The 21,954-nt window shown below is 38.3% G+C and carries 37 protein-coding genes; 35 read left to right on the top strand and 2 right to left on the bottom strand.

Features of this window, described 5'->3' with window-relative positions:
- Positions 1–44 precede the first annotated feature (44 nt).
- Positions 45–620 carry a Fe-S biogenesis protein NfuA gene (nfuA, locus tag J3U36_RS05560; RefSeq protein ID WP_065558691.1) on the top strand — a complete coding sequence of 192 codons (576 nt, stop codon included), beginning with the start codon at positions 45–47 and terminating at the stop codon, positions 618–620.
- A 94-nt stretch (positions 621–714) separates the two neighbouring features.
- Positions 715–1,629 carry an MDR efflux pump AcrAB transcriptional activator RobA gene (gene robA / locus J3U36_RS05565; protein ID WP_267379652.1) on the top strand — a complete coding sequence of 305 codons (915 nt, stop codon included), beginning with the start codon at positions 715–717 and terminating at the stop codon, positions 1,627–1,629.
- Positions 1,630–1,690: 61 nt separating this feature from the next.
- Here robA and trpR read toward each other — a convergent pair whose 3' ends face one another.
- Positions 1,691–1,972: a trp operon repressor gene (gene trpR, locus J3U36_RS05570; protein WP_218837341.1), complete on the bottom strand. Its 282-nt coding sequence runs from the start codon at positions 1,970–1,972 to the stop codon at positions 1,691–1,693.
- Positions 1,973–1,983: 11 nt separating this feature from the next.
- Complete coding sequence (sltY, locus tag J3U36_RS05575; RefSeq protein WP_267379654.1) at positions 1,984–3,921, bottom strand: murein transglycosylase; 1,938 nt, start codon at positions 3,919–3,921, stop codon at positions 1,984–1,986.
- Between the two features lie 163 nt (positions 3,922–4,084).
- Between sltY and iscR the strand changes: the two genes are divergently transcribed.
- The 33 genes from iscR to rpsD all read left to right on the top strand — a co-directional run bounded on the left by iscR (position 4,085) and on the right by rpsD (position 21,943).
- Positions 4,085–4,534, top strand: coding sequence for a Fe-S cluster assembly transcriptional regulator IscR (gene iscR, locus J3U36_RS05580; RefSeq protein WP_065558570.1), 450 nt, complete (start codon positions 4,085–4,087; stop codon positions 4,532–4,534).
- A gap of 42 nt (positions 4,535–4,576) precedes the next feature.
- Complete coding sequence (locus J3U36_RS05585; RefSeq protein ID WP_065558571.1) at positions 4,577–5,791, top strand: IscS subfamily cysteine desulfurase; 1,215 nt, start codon at positions 4,577–4,579, stop codon at positions 5,789–5,791.
- A 15-nt stretch (positions 5,792–5,806) separates the two neighbouring features.
- The gene (gene iscU, locus J3U36_RS05590; RefSeq protein ID WP_065558572.1) at positions 5,807–6,193 is read left to right on the top strand and encodes a Fe-S cluster assembly scaffold IscU; all 387 of its coding nucleotides are present in this window, start codon (positions 5,807–5,809) and stop codon (positions 6,191–6,193) included.
- Positions 6,193–6,516: an iron-sulfur cluster assembly protein IscA gene (gene iscA, locus J3U36_RS05595; protein WP_065558573.1), complete on the top strand. Its 324-nt coding sequence runs from the start codon at positions 6,193–6,195 to the stop codon at positions 6,514–6,516. The genes iscU and iscA overlap by 1 nt, the downstream gene beginning before the upstream one ends.
- Before the next feature lie 14 nt (positions 6,517–6,530).
- Positions 6,531–7,049: a Fe-S protein assembly co-chaperone HscB gene (gene hscB / locus J3U36_RS05600; protein WP_267350304.1), complete on the top strand. Its 519-nt coding sequence runs from the start codon at positions 6,531–6,533 to the stop codon at positions 7,047–7,049.
- A 37-nt stretch (positions 7,050–7,086) separates the two neighbouring features.
- Positions 7,087–8,946: a Fe-S protein assembly chaperone HscA gene (gene hscA / locus J3U36_RS05605; RefSeq protein ID WP_267379659.1), complete on the top strand. Its 1,860-nt coding sequence runs from the start codon at positions 7,087–7,089 to the stop codon at positions 8,944–8,946.
- Between the two features lie 14 nt (positions 8,947–8,960).
- Complete coding sequence (gene fdx / locus J3U36_RS05610) at positions 8,961–9,299, top strand: ISC system 2Fe-2S type ferredoxin (RefSeq protein WP_065558576.1); 339 nt, start codon at positions 8,961–8,963, stop codon at positions 9,297–9,299.
- Between the two features lie 329 nt (positions 9,300–9,628).
- Positions 9,629–9,940: a 30S ribosomal protein S10 gene (rpsJ, locus tag J3U36_RS05615; RefSeq protein WP_006120582.1), complete on the top strand. Its 312-nt coding sequence runs from the start codon at positions 9,629–9,631 to the stop codon at positions 9,938–9,940.
- A 31-nt stretch (positions 9,941–9,971) separates the two neighbouring features.
- Entirely contained in the window at positions 9,972–10,598 is a 627-nt protein-coding gene (gene rplC, locus J3U36_RS05620; protein WP_065558577.1) for a 50S ribosomal protein L3, read from the top strand.
- A 16-nt stretch (positions 10,599–10,614) separates the two neighbouring features.
- On the top strand, positions 10,615–11,217 hold the full coding sequence (gene rplD, locus J3U36_RS05625) for a 50S ribosomal protein L4 (protein WP_065558578.1): 603 nt from the start codon (positions 10,615–10,617) through the stop codon (positions 11,215–11,217).
- A complete protein-coding gene (gene rplW / locus J3U36_RS05630; protein WP_065558579.1) occupies positions 11,214–11,516 on the top strand; it encodes a 50S ribosomal protein L23 in 303 nt (100 codons plus the stop codon). The genes rplD and rplW overlap by 4 nt, the downstream gene beginning before the upstream one ends.
- 18 nt (positions 11,517–11,534) lie before the next feature.
- A complete protein-coding gene (gene rplB / locus J3U36_RS05635; RefSeq protein ID WP_065558580.1) occupies positions 11,535–12,359 on the top strand; it encodes a 50S ribosomal protein L2 in 825 nt (274 codons plus the stop codon).
- A gap of 19 nt (positions 12,360–12,378) precedes the next feature.
- Positions 12,379–12,657: a 30S ribosomal protein S19 gene (gene rpsS / locus J3U36_RS05640; protein WP_065558581.1), complete on the top strand. Its 279-nt coding sequence runs from the start codon at positions 12,379–12,381 to the stop codon at positions 12,655–12,657.
- A 13-nt stretch (positions 12,658–12,670) separates the two neighbouring features.
- On the top strand, positions 12,671–13,003 hold the full coding sequence (rplV, locus tag J3U36_RS05645; RefSeq protein WP_034884235.1) for a 50S ribosomal protein L22: 333 nt from the start codon (positions 12,671–12,673) through the stop codon (positions 13,001–13,003).
- Between the two features lie 14 nt (positions 13,004–13,017).
- Positions 13,018–13,755 (top strand): 30S ribosomal protein S3, encoded by a 738-nt coding sequence (rpsC, locus tag J3U36_RS05650; RefSeq protein WP_065558582.1) that lies wholly within the window; start codon positions 13,018–13,020, stop codon positions 13,753–13,755.
- 12 nt (positions 13,756–13,767) lie between these two features.
- Positions 13,768–14,178, top strand: a complete 411-nt coding sequence (rplP, locus tag J3U36_RS05655; protein ID WP_025314389.1) for a 50S ribosomal protein L16 — start codon at positions 13,768–13,770, stop codon at positions 14,176–14,178.
- The gene (rpmC, locus tag J3U36_RS05660; RefSeq protein ID WP_267379663.1) at positions 14,179–14,370 is read left to right on the top strand and encodes a 50S ribosomal protein L29; all 192 of its coding nucleotides are present in this window, start codon (positions 14,179–14,181) and stop codon (positions 14,368–14,370) included.
- 1 nt (position 14,371) lies between these two features.
- Positions 14,372–14,632, top strand: coding sequence for a 30S ribosomal protein S17 (gene rpsQ, locus J3U36_RS05665; protein ID WP_025314391.1), 261 nt, complete (start codon positions 14,372–14,374; stop codon positions 14,630–14,632).
- A 196-nt stretch (positions 14,633–14,828) separates the two neighbouring features.
- Entirely contained in the window at positions 14,829–15,200 is a 372-nt protein-coding gene (rplN, locus tag J3U36_RS05670; protein ID WP_025314392.1) for a 50S ribosomal protein L14, read from the top strand.
- Positions 15,201–15,210: 10 nt separating this feature from the next.
- Positions 15,211–15,525: a 50S ribosomal protein L24 gene (gene rplX, locus J3U36_RS05675; RefSeq protein ID WP_065558583.1), complete on the top strand. Its 315-nt coding sequence runs from the start codon at positions 15,211–15,213 to the stop codon at positions 15,523–15,525.
- Positions 15,526–15,542: 17 nt separating this feature from the next.
- A complete protein-coding gene (gene rplE, locus J3U36_RS05680) occupies positions 15,543–16,082 on the top strand; it encodes a 50S ribosomal protein L5 (protein ID WP_065558584.1) in 540 nt (179 codons plus the stop codon).
- Positions 16,083–16,093: 11 nt separating this feature from the next.
- Positions 16,094–16,399 (top strand): 30S ribosomal protein S14, encoded by a 306-nt coding sequence (rpsN, locus tag J3U36_RS05685; protein WP_025314395.1) that lies wholly within the window; start codon positions 16,094–16,096, stop codon positions 16,397–16,399.
- A 17-nt stretch (positions 16,400–16,416) separates the two neighbouring features.
- Complete coding sequence (rpsH, locus tag J3U36_RS05690; protein WP_065558585.1) at positions 16,417–16,809, top strand: 30S ribosomal protein S8; 393 nt, start codon at positions 16,417–16,419, stop codon at positions 16,807–16,809.
- An 11-nt stretch (positions 16,810–16,820) separates the two neighbouring features.
- Positions 16,821–17,354, top strand: a complete 534-nt coding sequence (rplF, locus tag J3U36_RS05695) for a 50S ribosomal protein L6 (protein WP_065558586.1) — start codon at positions 16,821–16,823, stop codon at positions 17,352–17,354.
- A 9-nt stretch (positions 17,355–17,363) separates the two neighbouring features.
- Positions 17,364–17,717, top strand: a complete 354-nt coding sequence (gene rplR, locus J3U36_RS05700) for a 50S ribosomal protein L18 (protein ID WP_025314398.1) — start codon at positions 17,364–17,366, stop codon at positions 17,715–17,717.
- 14 nt (positions 17,718–17,731) lie between these two features.
- The gene (gene rpsE / locus J3U36_RS05705; protein WP_025314399.1) at positions 17,732–18,232 is read left to right on the top strand and encodes a 30S ribosomal protein S5; all 501 of its coding nucleotides are present in this window, start codon (positions 17,732–17,734) and stop codon (positions 18,230–18,232) included.
- A gap of 6 nt (positions 18,233–18,238) precedes the next feature.
- On the top strand, positions 18,239–18,418 hold the full coding sequence (gene rpmD / locus J3U36_RS05710) for a 50S ribosomal protein L30 (protein ID WP_267350311.1): 180 nt from the start codon (positions 18,239–18,241) through the stop codon (positions 18,416–18,418).
- 5 nt (positions 18,419–18,423) lie between these two features.
- Complete coding sequence (gene rplO / locus J3U36_RS05715) at positions 18,424–18,858, top strand: 50S ribosomal protein L15 (protein WP_065558588.1); 435 nt, start codon at positions 18,424–18,426, stop codon at positions 18,856–18,858.
- An 8-nt stretch (positions 18,859–18,866) separates the two neighbouring features.
- Positions 18,867–20,207, top strand: coding sequence for a preprotein translocase subunit SecY (gene secY, locus J3U36_RS05720; protein ID WP_065558589.1), 1,341 nt, complete (start codon positions 18,867–18,869; stop codon positions 20,205–20,207).
- Positions 20,208–20,233: 26 nt separating this feature from the next.
- Complete coding sequence (gene rpmJ / locus J3U36_RS05725) at positions 20,234–20,347, top strand: 50S ribosomal protein L36 (RefSeq protein ID WP_025314403.1); 114 nt, start codon at positions 20,234–20,236, stop codon at positions 20,345–20,347.
- A 170-nt stretch (positions 20,348–20,517) separates the two neighbouring features.
- A complete protein-coding gene (gene rpsM, locus J3U36_RS05730; protein WP_065558590.1) occupies positions 20,518–20,874 on the top strand; it encodes a 30S ribosomal protein S13 in 357 nt (118 codons plus the stop codon).
- Positions 20,875–20,889: 15 nt separating this feature from the next.
- Positions 20,890–21,279 carry a 30S ribosomal protein S11 gene (gene rpsK, locus J3U36_RS05735; protein WP_034948028.1) on the top strand — a complete coding sequence of 130 codons (390 nt, stop codon included), beginning with the start codon at positions 20,890–20,892 and terminating at the stop codon, positions 21,277–21,279.
- 43 nt (positions 21,280–21,322) lie between these two features.
- Positions 21,323–21,943 (top strand): 30S ribosomal protein S4, encoded by a 621-nt coding sequence (gene rpsD, locus J3U36_RS05740; protein ID WP_065558591.1) that lies wholly within the window; start codon positions 21,323–21,325, stop codon positions 21,941–21,943.
- Positions 21,944–21,954 lie beyond the last annotated feature (11 nt).

Below are 21,954 nucleotides of genomic sequence, written 5' to 3' on the forward strand. Positions count from 1 at the left end.
GCTAGTTTATTACCTAATTGCATCAAAAGTGAGGGGTTATGTCTATTATTACCATTTCTGAATCAGCTCAGCAACATTTCAAAAAACTACTAGCCAATCAACCACAAGATACACAAATTCGTGTCTTTGTCATGAATCCTGGTACGCCAAGTGCAGAGTGTGGTGTTTCTTATTGTCCTGCTGATACTGTAGAAGATAGTGATATAGAAGAAAAGTTTGCAGATTTTTCGGTATACATTGATGAAATGAGTGCACCATTTTTAGAAGAAACCGTTATCGATTATGTTACTGATGAATTGGGTTCGCAATTGACGTTAAAAGCGCCAAATTCCAAAATGAGAAAAGTCAGCGATGATGCACCTTTAATTGAACGCGTCAATTATACGATTCAAACTCAAATTAATCCTCAACTTGCTAGTCATGGCGGTATGGTAAGTTTAATTGAACTAACGGAAGACAATTATGTTGTCCTTCAATTTGGGGGGGGCTGTAACGGTTGTTCAATGGTTGATTATACGTTGAAAGAAGGAATTGAAAAACAATTATTAATGGAATTTCCTGAATTAGCAGGCGTTAAAGATGTGACTGAGCATCAAGCAGGAACACACTCTTTTTGTTAAGAAAAACTAAATAATTTGGATTTAAATCTTGCTTATTGCTAAGATTAAGTCATAATCGCATGATGTCTGCCAGTTCACTTTATGATGGGGTTTTATGAATCAAGTCAGCATTATTTCAGATCTTATCGTTTGGATTGAAAAAAATCTGGAGCAGCCTTTGTCTATTGATCATGTTGCTCAAAAATCAGGTTATTCAAAGTGGCATTTACAACGTATGTTTAAAGAAGTAACCGGTCAGGTACTTGGTACTTACATTCGTCATCGTAGGTTAACTTATGCTGCACTTTCTTTACGAATGACCAGTAAACCGATTTTAGATATTGCCATGCAATATCGTTTTGATTCTCAGCAAACATTTACCCGTTCTTTTAAAAAACAGTTCAATGAAACCCCAGCAAGTTATCGACGCGCTGAATTTTGGGATCCGACAGGATTAACGCCAGCAATTGAACTTAATAAAACTCAGCTTACATTACCCGAACCCAAATTCGTTAATATGCCAAAACAGACATTTTGGGGTATTACTTATAAAAATAACTGTAATTTAAGTAAATTATTAGAGGAAGAAAATAAGTTGCGAGGGCAATTTTTTCACAATTATCTTTCTCGTTATACCCATAAAAATGAAATTCTGCCGGATAAAATTTATGCTTTTAACCGTATCTTGAAAAGTAAAGAAAATGCTAATGAACAAGAGTTACTTTATACTATAGCGTTAGAACAAAATAATCATCTTGAGTATATTGAACAGTTTGTTAGCGAAGGTGGTCTGTATCTTTGTTTTAAATATATTGGCACACCAGAAAACTTTAAAGATTTTATTTCTCAGGTGCATTTAGCTGCGATGCCAGCTTTAAAAGTTCATTTACGTGCCGGATGTTTAATTGAAATCCATCATAATCGAGATAAAAATACGGTTGAAACGGCAAAAGATATCCAACGTATGGAATGCGATTATTGTGTGCCAGTTGCAACAGAAAATGAAGTTCTTCTAAAGAAAAATTCGTAGTAATTCTAAGTTGTTATCTGTAATCAATCTTGTGACTAATTGTAATAACCTAGCATTATAATCAATTTAACAATGTTTTTTCTAACCATTGTCTAAATTCTGGTGATGCTTCTTTCAAACTGTTTGATCCACGTGTGACAGTGGCAATACCAATACCTAATTGTTCTTTAAGCTGTCTTTGATTTATTGAACCATCAAGTAAAGAGTGAATTATTTTCACTCGGGTAATTAAAGCATCACGTTCATCTGCGGTTAGCAGGAGTTTAAATATATCCAGTGAATAACCATCATTAAATGCTTGGTGTAGTATTTCAACTGTTTGTTTCCATTCTTGAGTTTTCATAATGCCCACCATTAATAGGTTCTGTTAAATTCGTTTGTTGTAAAAATATTATGCCTTTTTTGACCTAACAAATTTTGATAAATATAATCATAAACTAAAACATTTTTAACATAATTACGTGTTTCAGTAAAAGGAATACTTTCAATAAAAGCTACTGCATCAAGTTTACCATCACTATTATTCAACCATCGTTTAACTCGACTTGGTCCAGCATTATAGGCTGCTGACGCCAAAATACGATTTTTAGCATTTTGTTGATAAACATTATTAAGAAAATATGTCCCTAATTCTATGTTTGTCATGGGATCAGATAGCTGAGATGTTAATGTATAACTAATTGAGCTAACTTTTTTTGCTGTCTCTTTTGCTGTCGCAGGCATTAATTGCATTAAACCTTTTGCCCCAGCTGGTGATTGTATCGTGGCATCAAAAGCGCTCTCTTGACGAGATATAGCCAGAGCATAAGAAAGAGATATCTCTTTACCTTTTAATGCCTGTTTATATATATCTTCATACATAATAGGTAAGCGCTCTGTCCAATTATTCCAAAGTTTTCCAGATATTGTTGCTTGGATACTAAGATCTCCCCAACCTTTATAATAAGCATATTGAGCTAAATCTAAATATTCATTATTTTCAACGTGATTATTCAACATAAAGCGCCATTCGCGTGTTGATTCTGTTAACTTCTTCCAGAAACGTAATTCTTTAATTCGTTTTATAACAGTTTGATTATCATACTTAGATTTTAAATTTGCTATCTCGGCTTGTGTAATTTTTCTGGATTGGTTGTTAAGAGAATATTTTTGCTTAAGCAATTGAGCGCTGACCATGCCATAAAATCCACGATTAGCCGATAATTTTTTCAAAATGGTATTGGCTTCATTTTTTTTGTTTTGGTCTAAATAGACGCGAGCTTGCCAATATTGCCATTCTTCTTTTAATTTATCTTCGGGTGTTAATTGTGATAACCAATAAGCAATATCTTTATAATTATTTTCATCAATCGCAACACGAATGCGTTTTTCAACTAACGTTGTATCATGATACTTGGAAATGTAATCATCACGCCATTTAATTTGCTCATTTGTCGCAGAATCACTGAAAAATCTGTTTGCTAAATTTTTTTGTAATGCAATGAGTTCGGTTTCGCTTAGATGTTGCTGCTGTACCAGTTTTGGCAATAGTATTTGCGCAAAATTCATATCCGCTTTAACTACTCGAGGAAAAGAAGCCAATACAATTTTTTTAGTAAAATTGCTGGTTTTGATATTTTTAGAGAAATCCTCTAATTTTTTCGGATTATCTAATAAAGCATATAAATTACTTTTGGTTGTTTTATAGTCATTATCTAATAAATTGATTAAATATCGTGCTAATTTTAAATTATTCGCTTCTATGGCAAGTTCAATTCGTAACAAAATGATATTGTTTGTTTGTTTTCCAGCATCTTTCCATGCATTAAGAAGAGGATCACAGGCAGAAGGTAATTCTTTTCCTGTTAGCCACAATGATTCTACTGTCTCTATAACAGATTGATTACCCTGTTGTAACAAAGCGTATTGATAACGGCAGTTAGATTGAATTGAGTTATCTTTAGGAAAGTCAACAATAGCAGCCCAATCTTGACGATTGGTCAATTCTGATAAGAAAGATTGACTTAATGATGCTGTTAACGGAAATTTACTATACTGAGTGACAAAATTGCTCACCATGTCTGGGGAAACCGTTTTGATATTTGTTTGAAAATATTGTACTGCAGCATAAGGATACAGTGGGTAATCTTTTAGCTCTTTTAAAAGAGCGGTTTGTTCATTAAGATTGAGTGATTGATATGAGTTAAGCCATTTTTTGTAATTAGCTCGTAAATCTTGCTGCGTATTAACCGCGATTGCACTTTTAGTAAAGAGTAATCCTATTATTAAAATACACTTTAATAGTGATTTCATTGCTCAACTCCTATATCAAATTAGTTTACTAGATTAGCATATTTCACCATTGTTCGTCGATGAAAGAACTTAAGGTTTAATTCCCACTAAAATAGTCAACTAAATACTTGACTAAAATTGAAGGATATATAAAATACCTTCCATATATAAAGGGGAATAAATAATGAAATTGACATCAAAAGGGAGATATGCAGTAACTGCAATGTTGGATATTGCATTACATTCTGGTTTAGGGCCCGTATCACTTGCAGATATCTCAGAACGTCAACAAATCTCACTTTCCTATCTTGAACAACTATTTGCCCGTTTACGTAAACATGGTTTGGTCTCTAGTGTTCGGGGGCCGGGTGGTGGCTATGTGCTTAGTCGAAGCATGGATCAAATTGCGATTAGTTCAATTGTTAAAGCCGTCGATGAAACGGTTCACGCAACAAAATGTTATGGTCATGATGGATGTCAAGGTGGCGTGAGATGTTTAACTCACACGTTGTGGAATGACCTAAGTGAACGTATCGATGAGTTTTTAACAAGTATCACTTTAAGCGAATTAGTCAATAATAAAGAAGTTAAAGAAGTGGCTAGTCGACAAAGCAATCTAATATCAATAAATTAAGCAATAAAATTTGCACACAGATTTTGTCATTGGGAGTATTTAATGAAACTACCTATTTATATGGATTATGCAGCAACAACGCCTGTCGATCCTAGAGTTGCTGAAAAAATGATGCAGTATCTAACCTTGGATGGTATTTTCGGTAACCCCGCATCTCGTTCACATAAATTTGGTTGGCAAGCTGAAGAAGCGGTTGATATTGCACGAAATCAAATAGCCGATCTTATTGGTGCCGATTCACGAGAAATCGTTTTTACTTCTGGCGCGACTGAAGCGGACAATTTAGCCATTAAAGGTGCAGCACACTTTAATCAAGCTAAAGGTAAACATATTATTACGTGTAAAACTGAACATAAAGCCGTGCTTGATACTTGTCGCCAACTTGAGCGTGAAGGTTATGAAGTAACGTATTTAGCACCTGAATCTGATGGAATATTAGATTTAAACAAACTTGCAGCGGCAATGCGTAGTGATACGACAGTGGTATCAATCATGCACGTTAATAATGAAACAGGCGTCATACAAGATATCGAAAAAATTGGTGAAATGTGTCGTGAAAGAGGCATTGTTTTTCACGTGGATGCAACCCAAGCTGTTGGTAAATTACCGATTGATGTAACCAAATTGAAAGTAGACTTGATGTCTTTTTCAGGTCATAAAATTTATGGTCCAAAAGGTATCGGTGGGCTATATGTAAGACGTAAACCTCGTGTTCGTATCGAAGCCCAAATGCATGGTGGTGGTCATGAACGAGGTATGCGCTCTGGAACGCTACCTGTGCACCAAATTGTTGGTATGGGTGAAGCATATCGGATAGCAAAAGAAGAAATGGCTACTGAAATGCCACGTCTATTGGCACTCAAAAATCGGTTATGGAACGGTTTAAAAGATATAGAAGAAGTTTATCTAAATGGATCTTTAGAACACAGTGCACCAAATATTTTAAATGTCAGTTTTGCTTATATTGAAGGTGAATCGTTAATGATGGCATTAAAAGATTTGGCTGTATCTTCTGGCTCAGCCTGTACGTCAGCGAGTTTAGAACCTTCTTATGTATTGCGGGCACTAGGTCTTAATGATGAATTAGCACATAGCTCAATCCGTTTTTCACTAGGTCGATTTAGTACTGAAGAAGAAGTGGATTATGTTATTGAGTTAATCAAAAACTCTATTGATAAATTAAGAAACTTATCTCCACTTTGGGAAATGTTTAAAGATGGTGTTGATTTATCAAAAATAAAATGGTCAGCCCATTAAAATTAGGAGTAAATTATGGCATACAGTGAAAAAGTAGTCGATCATTACGAAAACCCTCGCAATGTCGGATCGTTCGATCAAAACGATCCGAATGTTGGTAGTGGTATGGTTGGTGCACCAGCCTGTGGCGATGTCATGCGACTTCAAATTAAAGTGAATGATGATGGCATTATTGAAGATGCGAAATTTAAAACTTATGGCTGTGGTAGCGCAATTGCTTCAAGTTCGTTAGTTACCGAATGGATTAAAGGTAAATCTTTAGATGAAGCACAAGCAATAAAAAATACGGATATTGCTAAAGAACTCGCTTTACCGCCAGTTAAAATTCACTGTTCAATTTTAGCTGAAGATGCAATCAAAGCGGCAATTGATGACTATAAGACTAAAAAAGGGCAAAGTTAATGGCTATTACATTAACCACTAGTGCAGCTGATCGTGTTCAAGCTTTTTTAACTAATCGTGGAAAAGGAATCGGTCTAAGATTAGGCGTTAAAACATCTGGTTGTTCGGGTATGGCTTATGTTTTAGAGTTTGCTGATACGATTAATGACGATGACAGTGTATTTGAAGACAAAAATGTCAAAGTTATCGTGGATAAAAAAAGCTTAGTCTATATTGATGGCACTGAACTTGATTTTGTTAAAGAAGGATTAAATGAAGGTTTTAAATTCAATAATCCTAATGCGCATAATGAGTGTGGTTGTGGCGAAAGCTTTAATGTTTAACTGAGGCATCAAGCGTGAATAATTATTTTGAGTTATTTCATCTACCTATTCAATTACCTGTCGATACGCAGCAGTTAACATTACAATATCAACAATTACAAAGACAGTATCACCCTGATAATTTTGCAACGGCATCGGATAGTGAAAAAATGGCGATTATTCAGAAATCAGCCATGATTAATGATGCTTATCAAGTATTAAAAAATCCTATAAAAGCAGCTGAATATTTCCTATCTTTGCAAGGCTTTAATGTGGCAACGGAACAACATATTATTCATGATGCAGATTTTTTAATGGAGCAATTTGTTTTGCGTGAAAAGCTAGATGATATTGAAAGTCAGTCAAACTTTGAACTATTAGATAGCTTTGAGTCTGAAATATCAGGGCGTAAAAAAGATATTTATAATCAATTGTTGAATAATATATCGCAACAAGATTGGCAATCCGCCCTAAATCAAATCTACAAGATTCGTTATCTTACTCGATTAATAGAACAGATCGAAAAGTTACAAGAAAAGCAATATGCTTTATAATTTAAGACAAATAACACATCAAGTAGAGATAAGTTAAATGGCATTATTACAAATTAGTGAACCAGGTCAAACACCAGAACCACATCAACGTCGGATTGCGGTTGGCATTGATTTGGGTACGACCAACTCACTAGTTGCAACCGTTCGAAGCGGTAAATCTGAAGTCCTGCCAGATTTAGAAGGCGATTTTTTATTGCCTTCAGTTGTACATTATGGTGTTGATCATGATGATAATACTATTATCACAATTGGTAAAAATGCTAAAAACAGTGCTACTTCTGATCCAAAAAATACAGTAAGTTCAGTTAAGCGATTAATGGGAAGACGTCTTTCTGATATAGACACATCTCATTTCCCTTATCCATTATCCATGACAGAAAATGGTGTGCCATTACTAAATTTACCGAATCAGCAAGTTAATCCTATACAAGTCTCTGCTGAAATCTTGATTGCTCTAGCAGATCGGGCTAAAGCGAGTTTAAATGGTGAAATCGATGGTGTCGTCATCACCGTTCCCGCCTATTTTGATGATGCTCAACGACAGGCAACAAAAGATGCTGCTAAATTAGCTGGTTTACACGTTTTACGTTTGTTGAATGAACCTACTGCTGCAGCTATCGCTTATGGCCTTGATTCTGGAAAAGAAGGCATCATTGCTGTATATGATTTAGGTGGTGGAACTTTTGATATCTCTATTCTGCGTTTACATAAAGGCGTTTTTGAAGTTCTATCAACAGGGGGAGATTCTGCTCTTGGTGGTGATGACTTCGATCGTTTACTTGCGGAGTATATTAAAAACGAATTAGGGTTGATTGATCATCATGATGCACAGTTGAATCAGAGAATGATTCATCAAGCGGTTGACATTAAAATTGCACTCAGCCATCAAGATTCTGTCACGATAACATTTGATAATCAGGTCTTAACTATAACCCGACATCAATTTGAACAACTTATTGAACCGCTAGTTAAACGAACCTTAGCTGTTTGTCGGCGAGCATTAAAAGATGCTGATATTGATATCGATGAAATTGTTGAAGTGGTCATGGTGGGGGGATCTACCCGAATTCCGTTTGTGCGTGAATCGGTCGGTAATTATTTCAAAACAAAACCTTTAACTTCTATCGATCCAGATAGAGTAGTCGCTATTGGGGCTGCCATTCAAGCGGATATTTTAGTGGGTAATAAACCCGATTCCGATATGTTGTTGCTTGATGTAATTCCCTTATCTTTAGGCATCGAAACAATGGGCGAATTGGTTGAAAAAATCATTCCTCGTAATAGTACGATCCCTTGTGCAAGGGCGCAAGAATTTACAACGTTTAAAGATGGTCAGACCGCTATGATGATTCATGTTTTACAAGGTGAACGTGAAAATGTAGCCGATTGTCGATCGTTGGCGCAATTTATCTTACGTGGCATTCCGCCAATGCCTGCTGGTGGCGCACATATTCGTGTCACTTTCCAAGTGGATGCTGATGGATTGCTGAGCGTAACGGCAATGGAAAAATCAACAGGCGTTGAAGCTGCAATACAAGTTAAGCCATCTTATGGGCTAACTGATAAAGAAATTGCAACTATGATTCAAGATTCCATCAATTACGCTCAACAAGATAAGCAAACTAGAATGCTTGCTGAACAAAAAGTTGAAGCAGCAAGAGTCCTTGAGAGTTTACAAAATGCATTAGATAAAGATGCTGACTTATTGAATGAGCATCAGCTTAATCAAATTTTAAATGCTAAACATCGTTTACAAGCGGTAAGCGAATCTGATGATATATACGAAATTGAAAAGCAAATTAAAATTGTTGATAACGTGACGCAGGATTTTGCGGCTAAGCGTATGGATAGATCCATTCGTCAAGCTTTAACCGGTCATAAAGTTGATGATATTTAACTAACGAGATTATTATGCCAAAAATTACTTTTTTACCAAATGCTGAACTTTGCCCTGAAGGGAAAACAGTTGAAGCGCAAGAAGGTGAATCTATTTTAGAAGTCGCTTTACGTAACGATATTGAAATTGAGCATGCTTGTGAAATGTCATGTGCTTGTTCAACTTGCCATTGTATTGTCCGTAAAGGTTTTGACTCACTTGAAGAGAGTGATGAACAAGAAGATGATATGTTAGATAAAGCGTGGGGCGTTGAACCGCATAGTCGACTAAGTTGTCAGGCTCGTGTTGCCGATGAAGATCTTGAAGTCGAAATTCCAAGATATAGCCTAAATCACGCCAAAGAAGATCATTAATTAGTCGCCTTTATGGCGACGTGATTTCCTCAAAAAGCCCGTTCCTCAACTTTTCGGTAACCATAAATGATCATATTTTTTCTATCTATATGATAATTAATACTTGATGTTGGTACACCAACGGGGTATAATTCCGCCACTTTGTTTATTGTCTTTATGTAAGCAAATGCGTATGAAGATATAATCCTTATTTAATAATATTGAATTATATCAACAATACTCCCGATCTGGGGGTTACGAAAAGAACGGATTACACTCTCCTGTCAATCGAAACAGGGTAAGAGGAGTAGTCTTTTGTTATAACTTTTAAATAGTGGAGCTCTGGTCTCATGTCGAACCAAAGAATCCGTATCCGGTTAAAAGCGTTTGATCATCGTTTGATTGATCAATCAACTGCTGAAATTGTAGAAACTGCGAAGCGCACTGGTGCGCAAGTTCGTGGTCCTATTCCATTACCGACACGCAAAGAGCGTTTCACCGTATTGATTTCTCCGCACGTTAATAAAGACGCGCGTGATCAATATGAGATTCGTACTCATAAACGTCTAGTTGATATTGTTGAGCCAACTGAAAAAACAGTTGATGCTTTAATGCGCCTAGATCTTGCTGCCGGTGTTGATGTGCAGATCAGTTTAGGTTAATCCTAAGCTGAATGATTGAGAGGTCTAAACAATGATTGGTTTAATCGGTCGTAAAGTAGGAATGACACGAATCTTCACCGAAGAAGGTGTTTCTATTCCTGTCACCGTAGTTGAAGTTCAAAGCAACCGCGTTACTCAAGTTAAAACTTTAGAGAACGATGGTTATCAAGCTATTCAGGTTACTACTGGCAGCAAAAAAGCAAGCCGTGTAAATAAACCTGAAGCAGGTCATTTTGCTAAGGCTGGCGTTGAAGCTGGTCGTGGTCTATGGGAATTCCGTTTTGAAGAAGGCGAATTTACTGTAGGGCAAAGTATTAACGTTGATATTTTCACAGACGTTAAAAAAGTTGATGTTACTGGAACATCTAAAGGTAAAGGTTTTGCTGGCGTAACTAAACGTTGGAACTTCCGTACTCAAGATGCAACTCATGGTAACTCTTTGGCACACCGTGGTCATGGCTCTATCGGTCAAAACCAAACTCCAGGTAAAGTGTTCAAAGGTCGTAAAATGGCAGGTCACCTAGGTAATGAACGTGTAACTGTTCAAAACTTAGATATTGTACGTGTTGATGCTGAACGCAACCTTTTATTAATTAAAGGTGCAGTTCCAGGCGCAATCAATAGTGACGTAATTGTTAAACCGGCAATCAAGGCTTAACGTCGAGGAGATAGAGATGGAATTAGTAGTAAAAGACGCGAAAGCGCTTTCTGTTTCCGAAACTACCTTCGGACGTGAGTTTAATGAAGCGTTAGTTCACCAAGTAGTTGTTGCTTATGCATCTGCTGCTCGTCAAGGCTCACGCGCACAAAAAACTCGTGCAGAAATCGCTGGTTCAGGCAAAAAACCATGGCGTCAAAAAGGCACAGGTCGTGCTCGTTCAGGTTCTATTAAGAGCCCAATCTGGCGTAGTGGTGGTGTAACATTTGCAGCAAAACCACAAGATCATAGCCAAAAAGTTAACCGTAAAATGTATCGTGGTGCATTAAAGAGTATTTTCTCTGAATTAGTGCGTCAAGAGCGTTTAGTTGTGGTTGAAACATTTACTGTTGAAGCACCTAAGACTAAATTATTAACTCAGAAATTAAATGATATGAATCTTAATGATGTCCTTATCATTACAACTGAAGTTGATGAGAATCTTTTCTTAGCAGCACGTAACTTGCATAAAGTTGATGTGCGTGATGTGGCAGGTATTGATCCAGTTAGTTTGATTGCATTTGACAAAGTGGTTATCACTGTTGATGCCGTTAAACAAGTAGAGGAGATGTTAGCATGATTCGTGAAGAGCGTCTGCTTAAAGTCCTGCGAGCACCACATGTTTCTGAAAAAGCATCTATTTCAATGGAAAAAACAAATACATTAGTATTGAAAGTTGCTAAAGATGCTACTAAGAGAGAGATTAAAGCCGCAGTTGAACAACTATTTGAAGTTAAAGTAGATGACGTTAATACACTTGTTGTTAAAGGCAAAGTAAAACGTCGTGGTCAACAACTTGGTCGCCGTAGCGACTGGAAAAAAGCTTACGTAACTTTAGCAGAAGGTCAAAACTTAGACCTTGCTGGCGTCGCTGAGTAATTCGGAGGAGTAAGAACAATGGCAGTTGTTAAATGTAAACCTACATCTCCGGGTCGTCGCCACGTTGTTAAAGTGGTTAACCCAGAGTTGCATAAAGGTAAGCCTTATGCACCGTTGCTTGATTCAAAAAGCAAAACTGGTGGTCGCAATAATAATGGTCGTATCACTACCCGTCATATCGGTGGTGGTCATAAACAACATTATCGTATTGTTGACTTTAAGCGTAACAAAGATGGTATTCCAGCAGTTGTTGAACGTTTGGAATATGATCCAAACCGTAGTGCAAATATTGCATTGGTTTTATATAAAGACGGTGAACGTCGTTATATTTTAGCGCCTAAAGGCTTAAAAGCAGGTGATCAGATCCAATCTGGTGTTGATGCATCGATTAAAACAGGTAACTGTTTACCAATGCGCAATATTCCAGTCGGTTCTACCGTGCATAACATTGAAATGAAACCAGGTAAAGGCGGACAACTTGCTCGCTCAGCTGGTAGCTATGTTCAAATCGTTGCGCGTGATGGTGCATATGTAACATTACGTCTACGTTCAGGTGAAATGCGTAAAGTATTGTCTGATTGTCGTGCCACTATTGGTGAAGTCGGTAATTCAGAACATATGCTTCGCGTACTAGGTAAAGCGGGTGCAACGCGTTGGCGTGGTGTTCGTCCTACTGTTCGTGGTACAGCAATGAACCCGGTAGACCATCCACATGGTGGTGGTGAAGGTCGTAACTTTGGTAAACATCCTGTGTCTCCATGGGGTCAAAAAGCCAAAGGATTGAAAACGCGTAGCAACAAACGTACTGATAAGTATATTGTTCGCCGTCGCAATAAGAAATAATTAATATAGAGGATTAGCTATGCCACGTTCTCTCAAGAAGGGTCCTTTTATTGACCTACACTTGCTGAAGAAGGTAGAGAAAGCGGTGGAAAGCGGGGACAAGAAACCAATTCGTACTTGGTCCCGTCGTTCAACGATCTTTCCTAACATGATCGGTTTGACCATCGCTGTCCATAATGGTCGTCAGCACGTTCCAGTTTATGTTACCGACGAAATGGTTGGTCATAAATTGGGTGAATTCGCGCCGACTCGTACTTATCGCGGTCACGCTGCGGATAAGAAAGCTAAGAAGAAATAAGTAGGAGAAAGAGATGGAAACAATTGCAAAGTACCGCCACGCTCGTTCTTCTGCACAAAAAGTTCGCTTAGTTGCAGATCTTGTTCGCGGTAAAAAAGTGTCTCAGGCACTTGATATTTTAACGTACACCAATAAAAAAGCGGCTGTACTTGTTAAAAAAGTATTAGAGTCTGCTATTGCTAATGCAGAGCATAACGATGGTGCTGATATTGATGATCTAAAAGTTGCGAAAATTTTCGTAGACGAAGGCCCAACCATGAAGCGTATTATGCCTCGTGCGAAAGGTCGTGCAGATCGAATTTTGAAGCGTACGAGTCACATCACCGTGATCGTCTCAGATCGCTAGGCTGGAGAATAGCAATGGGTCAAAAAGTAAATCCAAATGGTATCCGATTAGGCATTGTCAAGCCTTGGACATCTACATGGTATTCGGGTACAAAGACATTCGCTGATAATTTAGAAAGTGATTTTAGAGTGCGTGAATTCTTAAATAAAGAATTAGCACAAGCGTCAATCTCTAAAATTGTAATCGACCGTTCAGCAGAAACTAACGTTCGCATTACTATTCACACTGCTCGTCCAGGTATCGTGATTGGTAAAAAAGGTGAGGACGTTGAAAAATTACGTAATGCCGTAGCTTCTATTGTCAATAAGTATAAAGACAAAAGAGAAAAACGTGATGTTGCAGTACAAATTAATATTGCTGAAGTTCGTAAACCTGAACTTGATGCAAAATTAGTTGCTGACAGCATTACTTCTCAGTTAGAACGCCGTGTTATGTTCCGTCGTGCAATGAAACGTGCGGTACAAAACGCAATGAAAGCGGGTGCTAAAGGTATCAAAGTTGAAGTAAGTGGTCGTTTAGGCGGCGCTGAAATTGCTCGCTCAGAGTGGTATCGTGAAGGTCGTGTACCTCTACATACACTACGAGCTGACATCGACTACGGAGTGTCTGAAGCATTAACTACCTATGGTATTATTGGTGTTAAAGTGTGGATCTTCAAAGGTGAGATCCTTGGTGGTATGGCTGCCGTTGAACAAGCAGAAAAACAACCTGCTGCTCAACCGAAAAAGCAGCGCAAAGGCCGAAAACAATAAGGAGCGTCGCTGATGTTACAACCAAAGCGTACAAAATTCCGTAAAGTGCACAAGGGCCGCAATCGTGGTCTAGCTGTGAGTACTGACGTAAGTTTCGGTACATTCGGTCTTAAGGCTGTGGGTCGTGGTCGTTTGACTGCGCGCCAGATCGAAGCAGCACGTCGTGCAATGACTCGTGCAGTTAAGCGTCAAGGTAAAATCTGGATTCGAGTTTTCCCTGATAAACCAATTACTGAAAAACCACTTGAAGTGCGTATGGGTAAAGGTAAGGGTAACGTTGAATACTGGGTTGCTCAGATTCAACCAGGTAAAGTCCTTTATGAAATGGACGGAGTACCGGAAGAAGTTGCTCGTGAAGCATTTGCGTTGGCAGCTGCAAAACTGCCAATTAAAACCACCTTTGTGATTAAGACGGTGATGTAAATGAAAGCAAAAGAGCTACGCGAAAAAAGCGTTGAAGAGTTAAATACTGAACTTCTTAATTTATTACGTGAGCAATTTAACTTACGTATGCAATTAGCTGGAGGTCAGTTGGCACAGACTCATATGTTAAAACAAGTGCGTCGTAATATTGCACGAGTTAAAACGTTATTAACTGAAAAGGCGGGTGCGTAATATGACTACTGAAGTAAAAATTCGTACTCAGCAAGGTCGTGTTATTAGCGACAAAATGGATAAATCTATTACTGTAGCTATTGAACGTAAAGTGAAGCATCCGTTATATGGTAAGTTCATTAAACGTACGACTAAATTGCATGTACATGATGAAAACAACGAGTGTGGTATTGGTGATACTGTAGAAATTAAAGAGTGTCGTCCATTATCAAAAACCAAATCTTGGACTCTTGTTCGAATCGTAGAAAAAGCAGTTAGTTAATCTAATCGATTAAAAACTGTACATAATATAATAAACGGCTAAATGCAGCCGTTTATTTTATGCTATCCATTTTATTTGAGTGGTGTTATACTATGCGCCCTCACATATGTGGGTTTTTGGTTGTCTATTCTTATCCATGGTAGTTGAGGTGGATGAAGGTAGATTAGACAATAATTTATTTATACGGAGCATTAAAATGATCCAAGAACAGACTAGGCTAGATGTTGCCGATAACTCTGGCGCACGTAGTGTAATGTGTATCAAGGTTCTCGGTGGATCGCACCGTCGTTATGCAGCGGTTGGTGATATCATCAAGGTTACCATTAAAGAAGCAATTCCACGTGGTAAAGTAAAAAAAGGTGATGTACTTAAAGCTGTTGTCGTGCGCACTAGAAAAGGTGTTCGTCGTCCTGATGGATCTGTCATTCGTTTCGATCGCAATGCTTGTGTTATTTTAAACAATAACAGTGAGCAACCGATTGGTACGCGTATTTTTGGACCGGTCACTCGTGAACTTCGTTCTGAGAAGTTTATGAAGATCATTTCATTAGCACCAGAAGTACTGTAAGGAGCGGGTAATGGCAGCGAAAATCCGTCGAGAAGATGAAGTTATCGTGTTAACCGGTAAAGATAAAGGTAAACGCGGTAAAGTAAAAAGTGTTTTGTCTACAGGCAAAGTGATTGTTGAAGGTATTAATTTGGTGAAAAAACACCAAAAACCAGTACCTGCATTAAATCAAGAAGGTGGAATTGTTGAAAAAGAAGCAGCTATTAATGTTTCTAATGTGGCAATTTTTAACCCAGCTACAGGCAAAGCAGATCGCGTAGGCTTTAGAATTGAAAATGGTAAAAAAGTCCGTTTTTATAAGTCTACTAATGAATTAATCAATTAAGTAATTTGGAGTGTACGATGGCGAAACTGCATGATTACTACAAAGCACAGGTAGTAAATAAACTGCAAGAACAGTTTGGCTACAAATCTGTCATGCAAGTCCCTCGGATCGAAAAGATCACCTTGAATATGGGTGTGGGTGAAGCAATTACTGATAAGAAATTATTAGATAATGCGGTTGCAGATTTAGCAGCAATCAGTGGTCAAAAACCACTTGTCACAAAAGCACGCAAATCAGTTGCTGGTTTTAAAATCCGTCAAGGGTATCCTATTGGTTGTAAAGTCACTTTACGTGGCGAACGTATGTGGGAATTTTTTGAACGTCTAGTTTATATTGCGCTTCCTCGTACTCGAGATTTCCGCGGTTTAAGCGCAAAATCTTTCGATGGTCGTGGTAACTATAGCATGGGTGTTCGTGAACAAATCGTTTTCCCTGAAATCGATTATGATAAAGTTGATCGTGTTCGTGGTTTAGATATTACTATCACAACAAGTGCACAATCAGATGAAGAAGGCCGAGCTTTATTATCTGCCTTTAACTTCCCATTTCGTAAGTAAGGTAGGGCATAATGGCTAAACAATCAATGATTGAACGCGATAAGAAACGCGTAAAGCTAGCAGAAAAATATTTTGCAAAGCGTCAAGAATTAAAAGCGATTATCTCTGATCTTAATGCATCAGATGAAGATCGTTGGAATGCAGTGCTTAAATTGCAAACGCTTCCTCGTGATTCTAGTCCATCACGTCAACGTCGTCGTTGTCGTCAAACAGGTCGTCCTCATGGCGTCCTTCGTAAGTTTGGTTTAAGCCGTATTAAGGTTCGTGAATCAGCCATGCGTGGTGAGATTCCTGGTCTTAAAAAGGCAAGTTGGTAATCAGGGGAGTGTTATAGATGAGCATGCAAGATCCTATAGCAGATATGTTGACCCGTATTCGTAACGGTCAAGCTGCGAATAAAGTTGCAGTCACCATGCCTTCCTCTAAGCTAAAAGTGGCAATTGCCAATGTGCTAAAAGAAGAAGGTTACATCGGAGACTATAAAGTTGTTGGTGACACTAAGCCAGAATTGGAAATTTCATTAAAATATTTCCAAGGTAAGGCTGTAGTAGAAAGTATTAAACGTGTTAGCCGTCCAGGTTTACGTATTTATAAACGTAAAGACGAATTGCCAAAAGTTATGGCTGGATTAGGTATCGCAGTTGTTTCTACTTCTAAAGGTGTTATGACTGATCGAGCAGCACGCCAAGCAGGTCTTGGTGGTGAAATTATCTGCTACGTAGCGTAAGGGAGAAAAAAATGTCTCGTGTTGCAAAAGCACCTGTCGTTGTTCCTGCTGGCGTAGAGGTAAAACTCAATGGTCAGGTAATTACGATTAAAGGTAAAAATGGCGAGTTAACTCGTACAATTAATAATGCTGTTGTTATTAATCAAGAAGAAGGTCAAATTAAATTTGCTCCTCGTGACGGCTTTGCAAATGCTTGGGCTCAAGCTGGTACTGCACGTGCGTTGATTAATGCAATGGTTATTGGTGTTACTGAAGGTTTTACTAAAAAACTTCAGCTAGTTGGTGTCGGTTATCGTGCACAAGTTAAAGGTAATGCTATTGGTCTATCTCTTGGATATTCACATCCAATTGAGCATCAATTACCTGCTGGTGTGACCGCAGAATGTCCATCACAAACTGAAATCATACTGAAAAGTGCTGATAAACAGTTAATTGGACAAGTGGCAGCAGATATCCGTGCTTATCGTCGTCCTGAGCCTTATAAAGGTAAAGGTGTTCGTTACGCAGATGAAGTTGTGCGTACTAAAGAAGCTAAGAAAAAGTAAGGTAACACTATGGATAAGAAATCAGCTCGTATCCGTCGTGCAACTAAAGCGCGTCGCAAGATGCATGAACTACTTGCAACTCGCTTAGTGGTTCACCGTACTCCGCGTCATATTTATGCGCAGATTATCGCACCAAACGGATCAGAAGTACTGGCAGCTGCTTCTACATTAGAAAAAGCTATCAGTGAAAGTTTAAAATACACCGGAAACAAAGATGCAGCAGCTGCAGTTGGTAAAGCAATCGCAGAGCGAGCATTAGCGAAAGATATCAAAGAAGTTTCTTTTGATCGTTCGGGTTTCCAATATCATGGTCGAGTTCAGGCGCTAGCAGATGCTGCTCGCGAAGCTGGCCTACAGTTCTAAGGTAGGAGTTAAAGATGTCAAACATCGAAAAACAAGCTGGTGAACTGCAGGAAAAACTAATCGCAGTTAACCGAGTTTCTAAAACCGTAAAAGGTGGTCGTATTTTTAGTTTTTCTGCACTAACAGTTGTTGGTGACGGTAATGGCCGCGTAGGTTTTGGATATGGTAAAGCACGTGAAGTGCCAGCAGCAATCCAAAAAGCAATGGAAAAAGCACGTCGTAATATGATTAATGTTGCTTTAAATAACGATACTTTACAGCATCCTGTTAAAGGTGCTCATACAGGTTCTCGTGTTTATATGCAACCAGCATCAGAAGGTACTGGTATTATCGCCGGTGGTGCAATGCGTGCTGTATTAGAAGTTGCTGGTGTTCGTAACGTTCTAGCTAAAGCATATGGTTCAACAAACCCAATTAATGTGGTTCGTGCAACGATTGATGGCTTAGAAAATATGAAATCACCAGAAATGGTTGCTGCTAAGCGTGGTAAAACCGTCGAAGAAATTTTGGGGTAATTAACCATGGCAAAGACAATTAAAATTACACAAACTCGTAGTTCTATTGGACGCATACCGAAGCATAAAGCAACGTTAGTCGGACTTGGATTACGTCATATTGGTCATACTGTTGAGCGCGAGGATACTCCTGCTATTCGTGGTATGGTAAACCAAGTTTATTACATGGTCAAAGTTGAGGAGTAATAGTAATGCGTTTAAATACTTTATCTCCTGCTGAAGGTTCAAAGCATGCACCAAAACGTCTAGGTCGAGGTATCGGTTCTGGATTAGGTAAAACAGGTACCCGTGGTATCAAAGGTCAAAAATCACGTTCAGGTGGCGGCGTTCGTCGTGGCTTTGAAGGTGGTCAAATGCCTTTATATCGTCGATTACCAAAATTTGGTTTTACTTCTCGTAAAGCTCTAGTTACAGCACAAGTTCGCCTTTCAGATTTAATGAAAGTTGAAGGTGATGTTGTTGACCTAAATAGCTTAAAAGTTGCAAATGTGATTAATTCACAAATCGAATACGCAAAAATCATGTTATCTGGTGAAGTTACAAAACCAGTAACAGTTCGTGGTATTCGTGTAACGAAAGGTGCTAAAGCTGCAATTGAAGCTGCTGGCGGAAAAATTGAGGAATAATTAGAAAGATGGCAAAGCAACCAGGATTAGATTTTCAAAGTGCCCGTGGTGGTGGGGGTGAACTTAAGAAGCGTTTACTATTTGTGCTTTTAGCACTGATTGTTTTTCGTTTAGGTTCTTATATTCCAGTTCCTGGCATTGATACTAAAGCGTTATCGGACATACTTTCACAAGCATCATCTAATGGTATTGTGGATATGTTCAATATGTTCTCTGGTGGTGCTTTAAGCCGTGCTTCAATTTTTGCATTAGGGATAATGCCTTATATTTCTGCATCGATTATTGTGCAGTTATTAACGGCCATTAACCCTAAATTGGCAGAATTGAAGAAAGAAGGTGAATCAGGTCGTAAGAAAATTAGCCAGTACACTCGTTATGGCACATTGGCTTTAGCTATTGTACAAGCAGTTGGTATTGCGACTGGTTTACCAAATATTCCTGGTTATGAGCGTGTTGTGACTAATCCAGGATTTTCTTTCTATTTTATTGCATCGGTTAGTTTAGTTACTGGCACTATGTTTCTTATGTGGCTTGGTGAGCAGATCACGGAACGTGGAGTAGGTAATGGTATTTCAATCATTATTTTCTCTGGAATTGTGGCGGGTCTTCCTCATGCAATATATGAAACAATTGAACAAGCTCGTTCTGGTGAATTGAATCCGATTCTATTATTAGTTGTCGCAGCTTTAGTGATAGGTGTGACTTATTTTGTTGTTTTTGTTGAGCGTGGTCAACGTCGAATCGTAGTTAACTATGCCCAACGTCAACAAGGGCGTCGCGTTTATGCAGCGCAAACATCACATTTACCATTAAAAATTAATATGGCTGGCGTTATTCCAGCGATATTTGCCTCAACAATTATTATGTTACCATCTATGATGGCATCTTGGTTTCAAGGAAATGGTGAAGGCTGGAGATATGTATTTGTACTTATTGGTCAATATTTCTCTCATGACCAACCGTTATACATAATCTTTTTTGCGGCAGCGATAATCTTCTTTTGTTTCTTCTATACAGCGTTGGTTTTCAACCCTAGAGAGACAGCAGATCAGCTTAAAAAATCTGGTGCATTTATTCCAGGTATCCGCCCAGGTGAGCAAACATCTAAATATATTGACAAAGTAATGACACGTTTAACATTAATAGGCGCAATCTACATTACTTTTGTATGTTTGGTACCAATGTTTATGACAAGTGCAATGAAGGTTCCAGTTCAATTTGGTGGAACATCTTTATTAATTGTGGTTGTTGTAATCATGGATTTTATGGCACAAGTACAGACTTTAATGATGCCAAATCGTTATGAGTCAGTGTTAAAGAAAGCGAACCTTAAAGGCTACGGCCGATAAGTTAGCCAGAAGTTACGGAGAAAAAAATGAAAGTTCGTGCTTCAGTCAAGAAATTATGCAGAAATTGTAAAATCATTAAACGCAATGGCATCGTTCGTGTTATTTGTGTTGAAGGTAAACATAAGCAACGTCAAGGTTAATTTATTTAGCCTAAAAGTTGAACTTTTGCATATTTTACTTGCCAAAGTATAGTAAAGCTGGCTAGAATAGCCAGCCTAAATTTTATTTGCAGACTTACTGTTTGAGTATCCTGAAAACGGGCTTTTCAGTATGGTGAGTTTGTTAAACATTAACAATAAAGGAGTGCATAGTGGCCCGTATAGCAGGCATTAACATTCCTGATCAGCAACATGCTGTAATTGCGTTACAAGCAATTTATGGTATCGGTAATACTCGCGCTAAGACAATTTGTGCTGAAGCAGGTATTCCTGAACATGTTAAGATCAGAGAACTATCTGAAGATCAGATTGAGAAGTTACGTGAACAAGTCGCTAAATTTACTGTTGAAGGTGATTTACGTCGTGAAGTAACTATGAGTATCAAGCGTTTATTAGACCTTGGTTGTTATCGTGGCATCCGTCATCGTCGTGGACTTCCAGTTCGTGGTCAACGCACTAAGACTAACGCTCGTACCCGCAAGGGACCGCGTAAGCCAATCAAGAAATAATTGAGGTGATAATAAATGGCAAAGACACCTGTTCGTACACGTAAACGTGTAAAAAAACAAGTTTCTGATGGTGTAGCTCATATTCATGCATCATTTAACAATACAATCGTAACTATTACCGATCGTCAAGGTAATGCGTTGGGTTGGGCAACCGCTGGTGGTTCTGGTTTCCGTGGCTCTCGTAAGTCCACTCCGTTTGCAGCTCAAGTTGCAGCAGAACGTTGTGCAGAAGCCGTAAAAGATTACGGAATTAAGAATCTGGAAGTTATGGTAAAAGGACCTGGTCCTGGTCGTGAGTCAACAATTCGTGCATTAAATGCAGCGGGTTATCGCATCACTAATATTACTGATGTTACTCCGATTCCTCATAACGGTTGTCGTCCACCAAAGAAACGTCGTGTTTAATGTTTATTAAACATTGAATGTTTAGGATTATTGGAGAAATAAAATGGCAAGATATTTGGGACCAAAGCTCAAATTAAGTCGTCGTGAAGGTACTGATTTATTCCTTAAATCTGGTGTTCGAGCGGTTGACAGTAAATGTAAGTTAGAACAAGCTCCTGGACAACATGGTGCGCGTAAACCGCGTTTATCAGATTATGGTGTTCAGTTACGCGAAAAACAAAAAGTTAGACGTATTTATGGAATTTTAGAACGTCAATTCCGTAATTACTACAAAAATGCAGCACGTATTAAAGGTAATACAGGTGAAAACCTATTAGGTCTTTTAGAACGTCGCTTAGATAACGTTGTTTATCGTATGGGATTTGGTGCAACTCGCGCTGAAGCTCGTCAATTAGTTAGTCATAAAGCTGTTCTTGTTAATGGTCATGTTGTGAACATTGCATCTTATCAAGTTTCGCCTGAAGATGTGATCAGCGTTCGCGAAAAATCAAAAAAACAAGCACGTATTAAAGCTGCTTTAGAGTTAGCTGAGCAACGTGAAAAACCTACATGGTTAGAAGTTGATGCTAGCAAAATGGAAGGTGTATTTAAACGCTTACCAGAACGTTCAGATTTATCTGCTGACATCAACGAACATTTGATCGTCGAACTTTACTCTAAGTAAAGTTTAGCACT

The organism is Gilliamella sp. B3817 (assembly GCF_026536705.1).
Lineage (GTDB): Bacteria > Pseudomonadota > Gammaproteobacteria > Enterobacterales > Orbaceae > Gilliamella > Gilliamella apicola_I.

Excerpts from the sequence above, each read along its gene's own strand:
- fdx (WP_065558576.1), top strand. The coding sequence starts at position 8,961 with ATGCCAAAAATTACTTTTTTACCAAATGCTGAACTTTGCCCTGAAGGG.
- rpsN (WP_025314395.1), top strand. The coding sequence starts at position 16,094 with ATGGCTAAACAATCAATGATTGAACGCGATAAGAAACGCGTAAAGCTA.
- rpsD (WP_065558591.1), top strand. The coding sequence starts at position 21,323 with ATGGCAAGATATTTGGGACCAAAGCTCAAATTAAGTCGTCGTGAAGGT.
- rpsK (WP_034948028.1), top strand. The coding sequence starts at position 20,890 with ATGGCAAAGACACCTGTTCGTACACGTAAACGTGTAAAAAAACAAGTT.
- rplW (WP_065558579.1), top strand. The coding sequence starts at position 11,214 with ATGATTCGTGAAGAGCGTCTGCTTAAAGTCCTGCGAGCACCACATGTT.
- rpmC (WP_267379663.1), top strand. The coding sequence starts at position 14,179 with ATGAAAGCAAAAGAGCTACGCGAAAAAAGCGTTGAAGAGTTAAATACT.
- trpR (WP_218837341.1), bottom strand. The coding sequence starts at position 1,972 with ATGAAAACTCAAGAATGGAAACAAACAGTTGAAATACTACACCAAGCA.
- rplX (WP_065558583.1), top strand. The coding sequence starts at position 15,211 with ATGGCAGCGAAAATCCGTCGAGAAGATGAAGTTATCGTGTTAACCGGT.
- rpsS (WP_065558581.1), top strand. The coding sequence starts at position 12,379 with ATGCCACGTTCTCTCAAGAAGGGTCCTTTTATTGACCTACACTTGCTG.
- rpmJ (WP_025314403.1), top strand. The coding sequence starts at position 20,234 with ATGAAAGTTCGTGCTTCAGTCAAGAAATTATGCAGAAATTGTAAAATC.
- rplE (WP_065558584.1), top strand. The coding sequence starts at position 15,543 with ATGGCGAAACTGCATGATTACTACAAAGCACAGGTAGTAAATAAACTG.
- rplD (WP_065558578.1), top strand. The coding sequence starts at position 10,615 with ATGGAATTAGTAGTAAAAGACGCGAAAGCGCTTTCTGTTTCCGAAACT.
- secY (WP_065558589.1), top strand. The coding sequence starts at position 18,867 with ATGGCAAAGCAACCAGGATTAGATTTTCAAAGTGCCCGTGGTGGTGGG.
- sltY (WP_267379654.1), bottom strand. The coding sequence starts at position 3,921 with ATGAAATCACTATTAAAGTGTATTTTAATAATAGGATTACTCTTTACT.
- iscR (WP_065558570.1), top strand. The coding sequence starts at position 4,085 with ATGAAATTGACATCAAAAGGGAGATATGCAGTAACTGCAATGTTGGAT.
- rplP (WP_025314389.1), top strand. The coding sequence starts at position 13,768 with ATGTTACAACCAAAGCGTACAAAATTCCGTAAAGTGCACAAGGGCCGC.
- rpsJ (WP_006120582.1), top strand. The coding sequence starts at position 9,629 with ATGTCGAACCAAAGAATCCGTATCCGGTTAAAAGCGTTTGATCATCGT.
- rplC (WP_065558577.1), top strand. The coding sequence starts at position 9,972 with ATGATTGGTTTAATCGGTCGTAAAGTAGGAATGACACGAATCTTCACC.
- hscA (WP_267379659.1), top strand. The coding sequence starts at position 7,087 with ATGGCATTATTACAAATTAGTGAACCAGGTCAAACACCAGAACCACAT.
- rplF (WP_065558586.1), top strand. The coding sequence starts at position 16,821 with ATGTCTCGTGTTGCAAAAGCACCTGTCGTTGTTCCTGCTGGCGTAGAG.
- rpsQ (WP_025314391.1), top strand. The coding sequence starts at position 14,372 with ATGACTACTGAAGTAAAAATTCGTACTCAGCAAGGTCGTGTTATTAGC.
- rpmD (WP_267350311.1), top strand. The coding sequence starts at position 18,239 with ATGGCAAAGACAATTAAAATTACACAAACTCGTAGTTCTATTGGACGC.
- rplB (WP_065558580.1), top strand. The coding sequence starts at position 11,535 with ATGGCAGTTGTTAAATGTAAACCTACATCTCCGGGTCGTCGCCACGTT.
- robA (WP_267379652.1), top strand. The coding sequence starts at position 715 with ATGAATCAAGTCAGCATTATTTCAGATCTTATCGTTTGGATTGAAAAA.
- iscA (WP_065558573.1), top strand. The coding sequence starts at position 6,193 with ATGGCTATTACATTAACCACTAGTGCAGCTGATCGTGTTCAAGCTTTT.
- J3U36_RS05585 (WP_065558571.1), top strand. The coding sequence starts at position 4,577 with ATGAAACTACCTATTTATATGGATTATGCAGCAACAACGCCTGTCGAT.
- rplN (WP_025314392.1), top strand. The coding sequence starts at position 14,829 with ATGATCCAAGAACAGACTAGGCTAGATGTTGCCGATAACTCTGGCGCA.
- rpsC (WP_065558582.1), top strand. The coding sequence starts at position 13,018 with ATGGGTCAAAAAGTAAATCCAAATGGTATCCGATTAGGCATTGTCAAG.
- iscU (WP_065558572.1), top strand. The coding sequence starts at position 5,807 with ATGGCATACAGTGAAAAAGTAGTCGATCATTACGAAAACCCTCGCAAT.
- rpsE (WP_025314399.1), top strand. The coding sequence starts at position 17,732 with ATGTCAAACATCGAAAAACAAGCTGGTGAACTGCAGGAAAAACTAATC.
- rplV (WP_034884235.1), top strand. The coding sequence starts at position 12,671 with ATGGAAACAATTGCAAAGTACCGCCACGCTCGTTCTTCTGCACAAAAA.
- rplR (WP_025314398.1), top strand. The coding sequence starts at position 17,364 with ATGGATAAGAAATCAGCTCGTATCCGTCGTGCAACTAAAGCGCGTCGC.
- rplO (WP_065558588.1), top strand. The coding sequence starts at position 18,424 with ATGCGTTTAAATACTTTATCTCCTGCTGAAGGTTCAAAGCATGCACCA.
- rpsH (WP_065558585.1), top strand. The coding sequence starts at position 16,417 with ATGAGCATGCAAGATCCTATAGCAGATATGTTGACCCGTATTCGTAAC.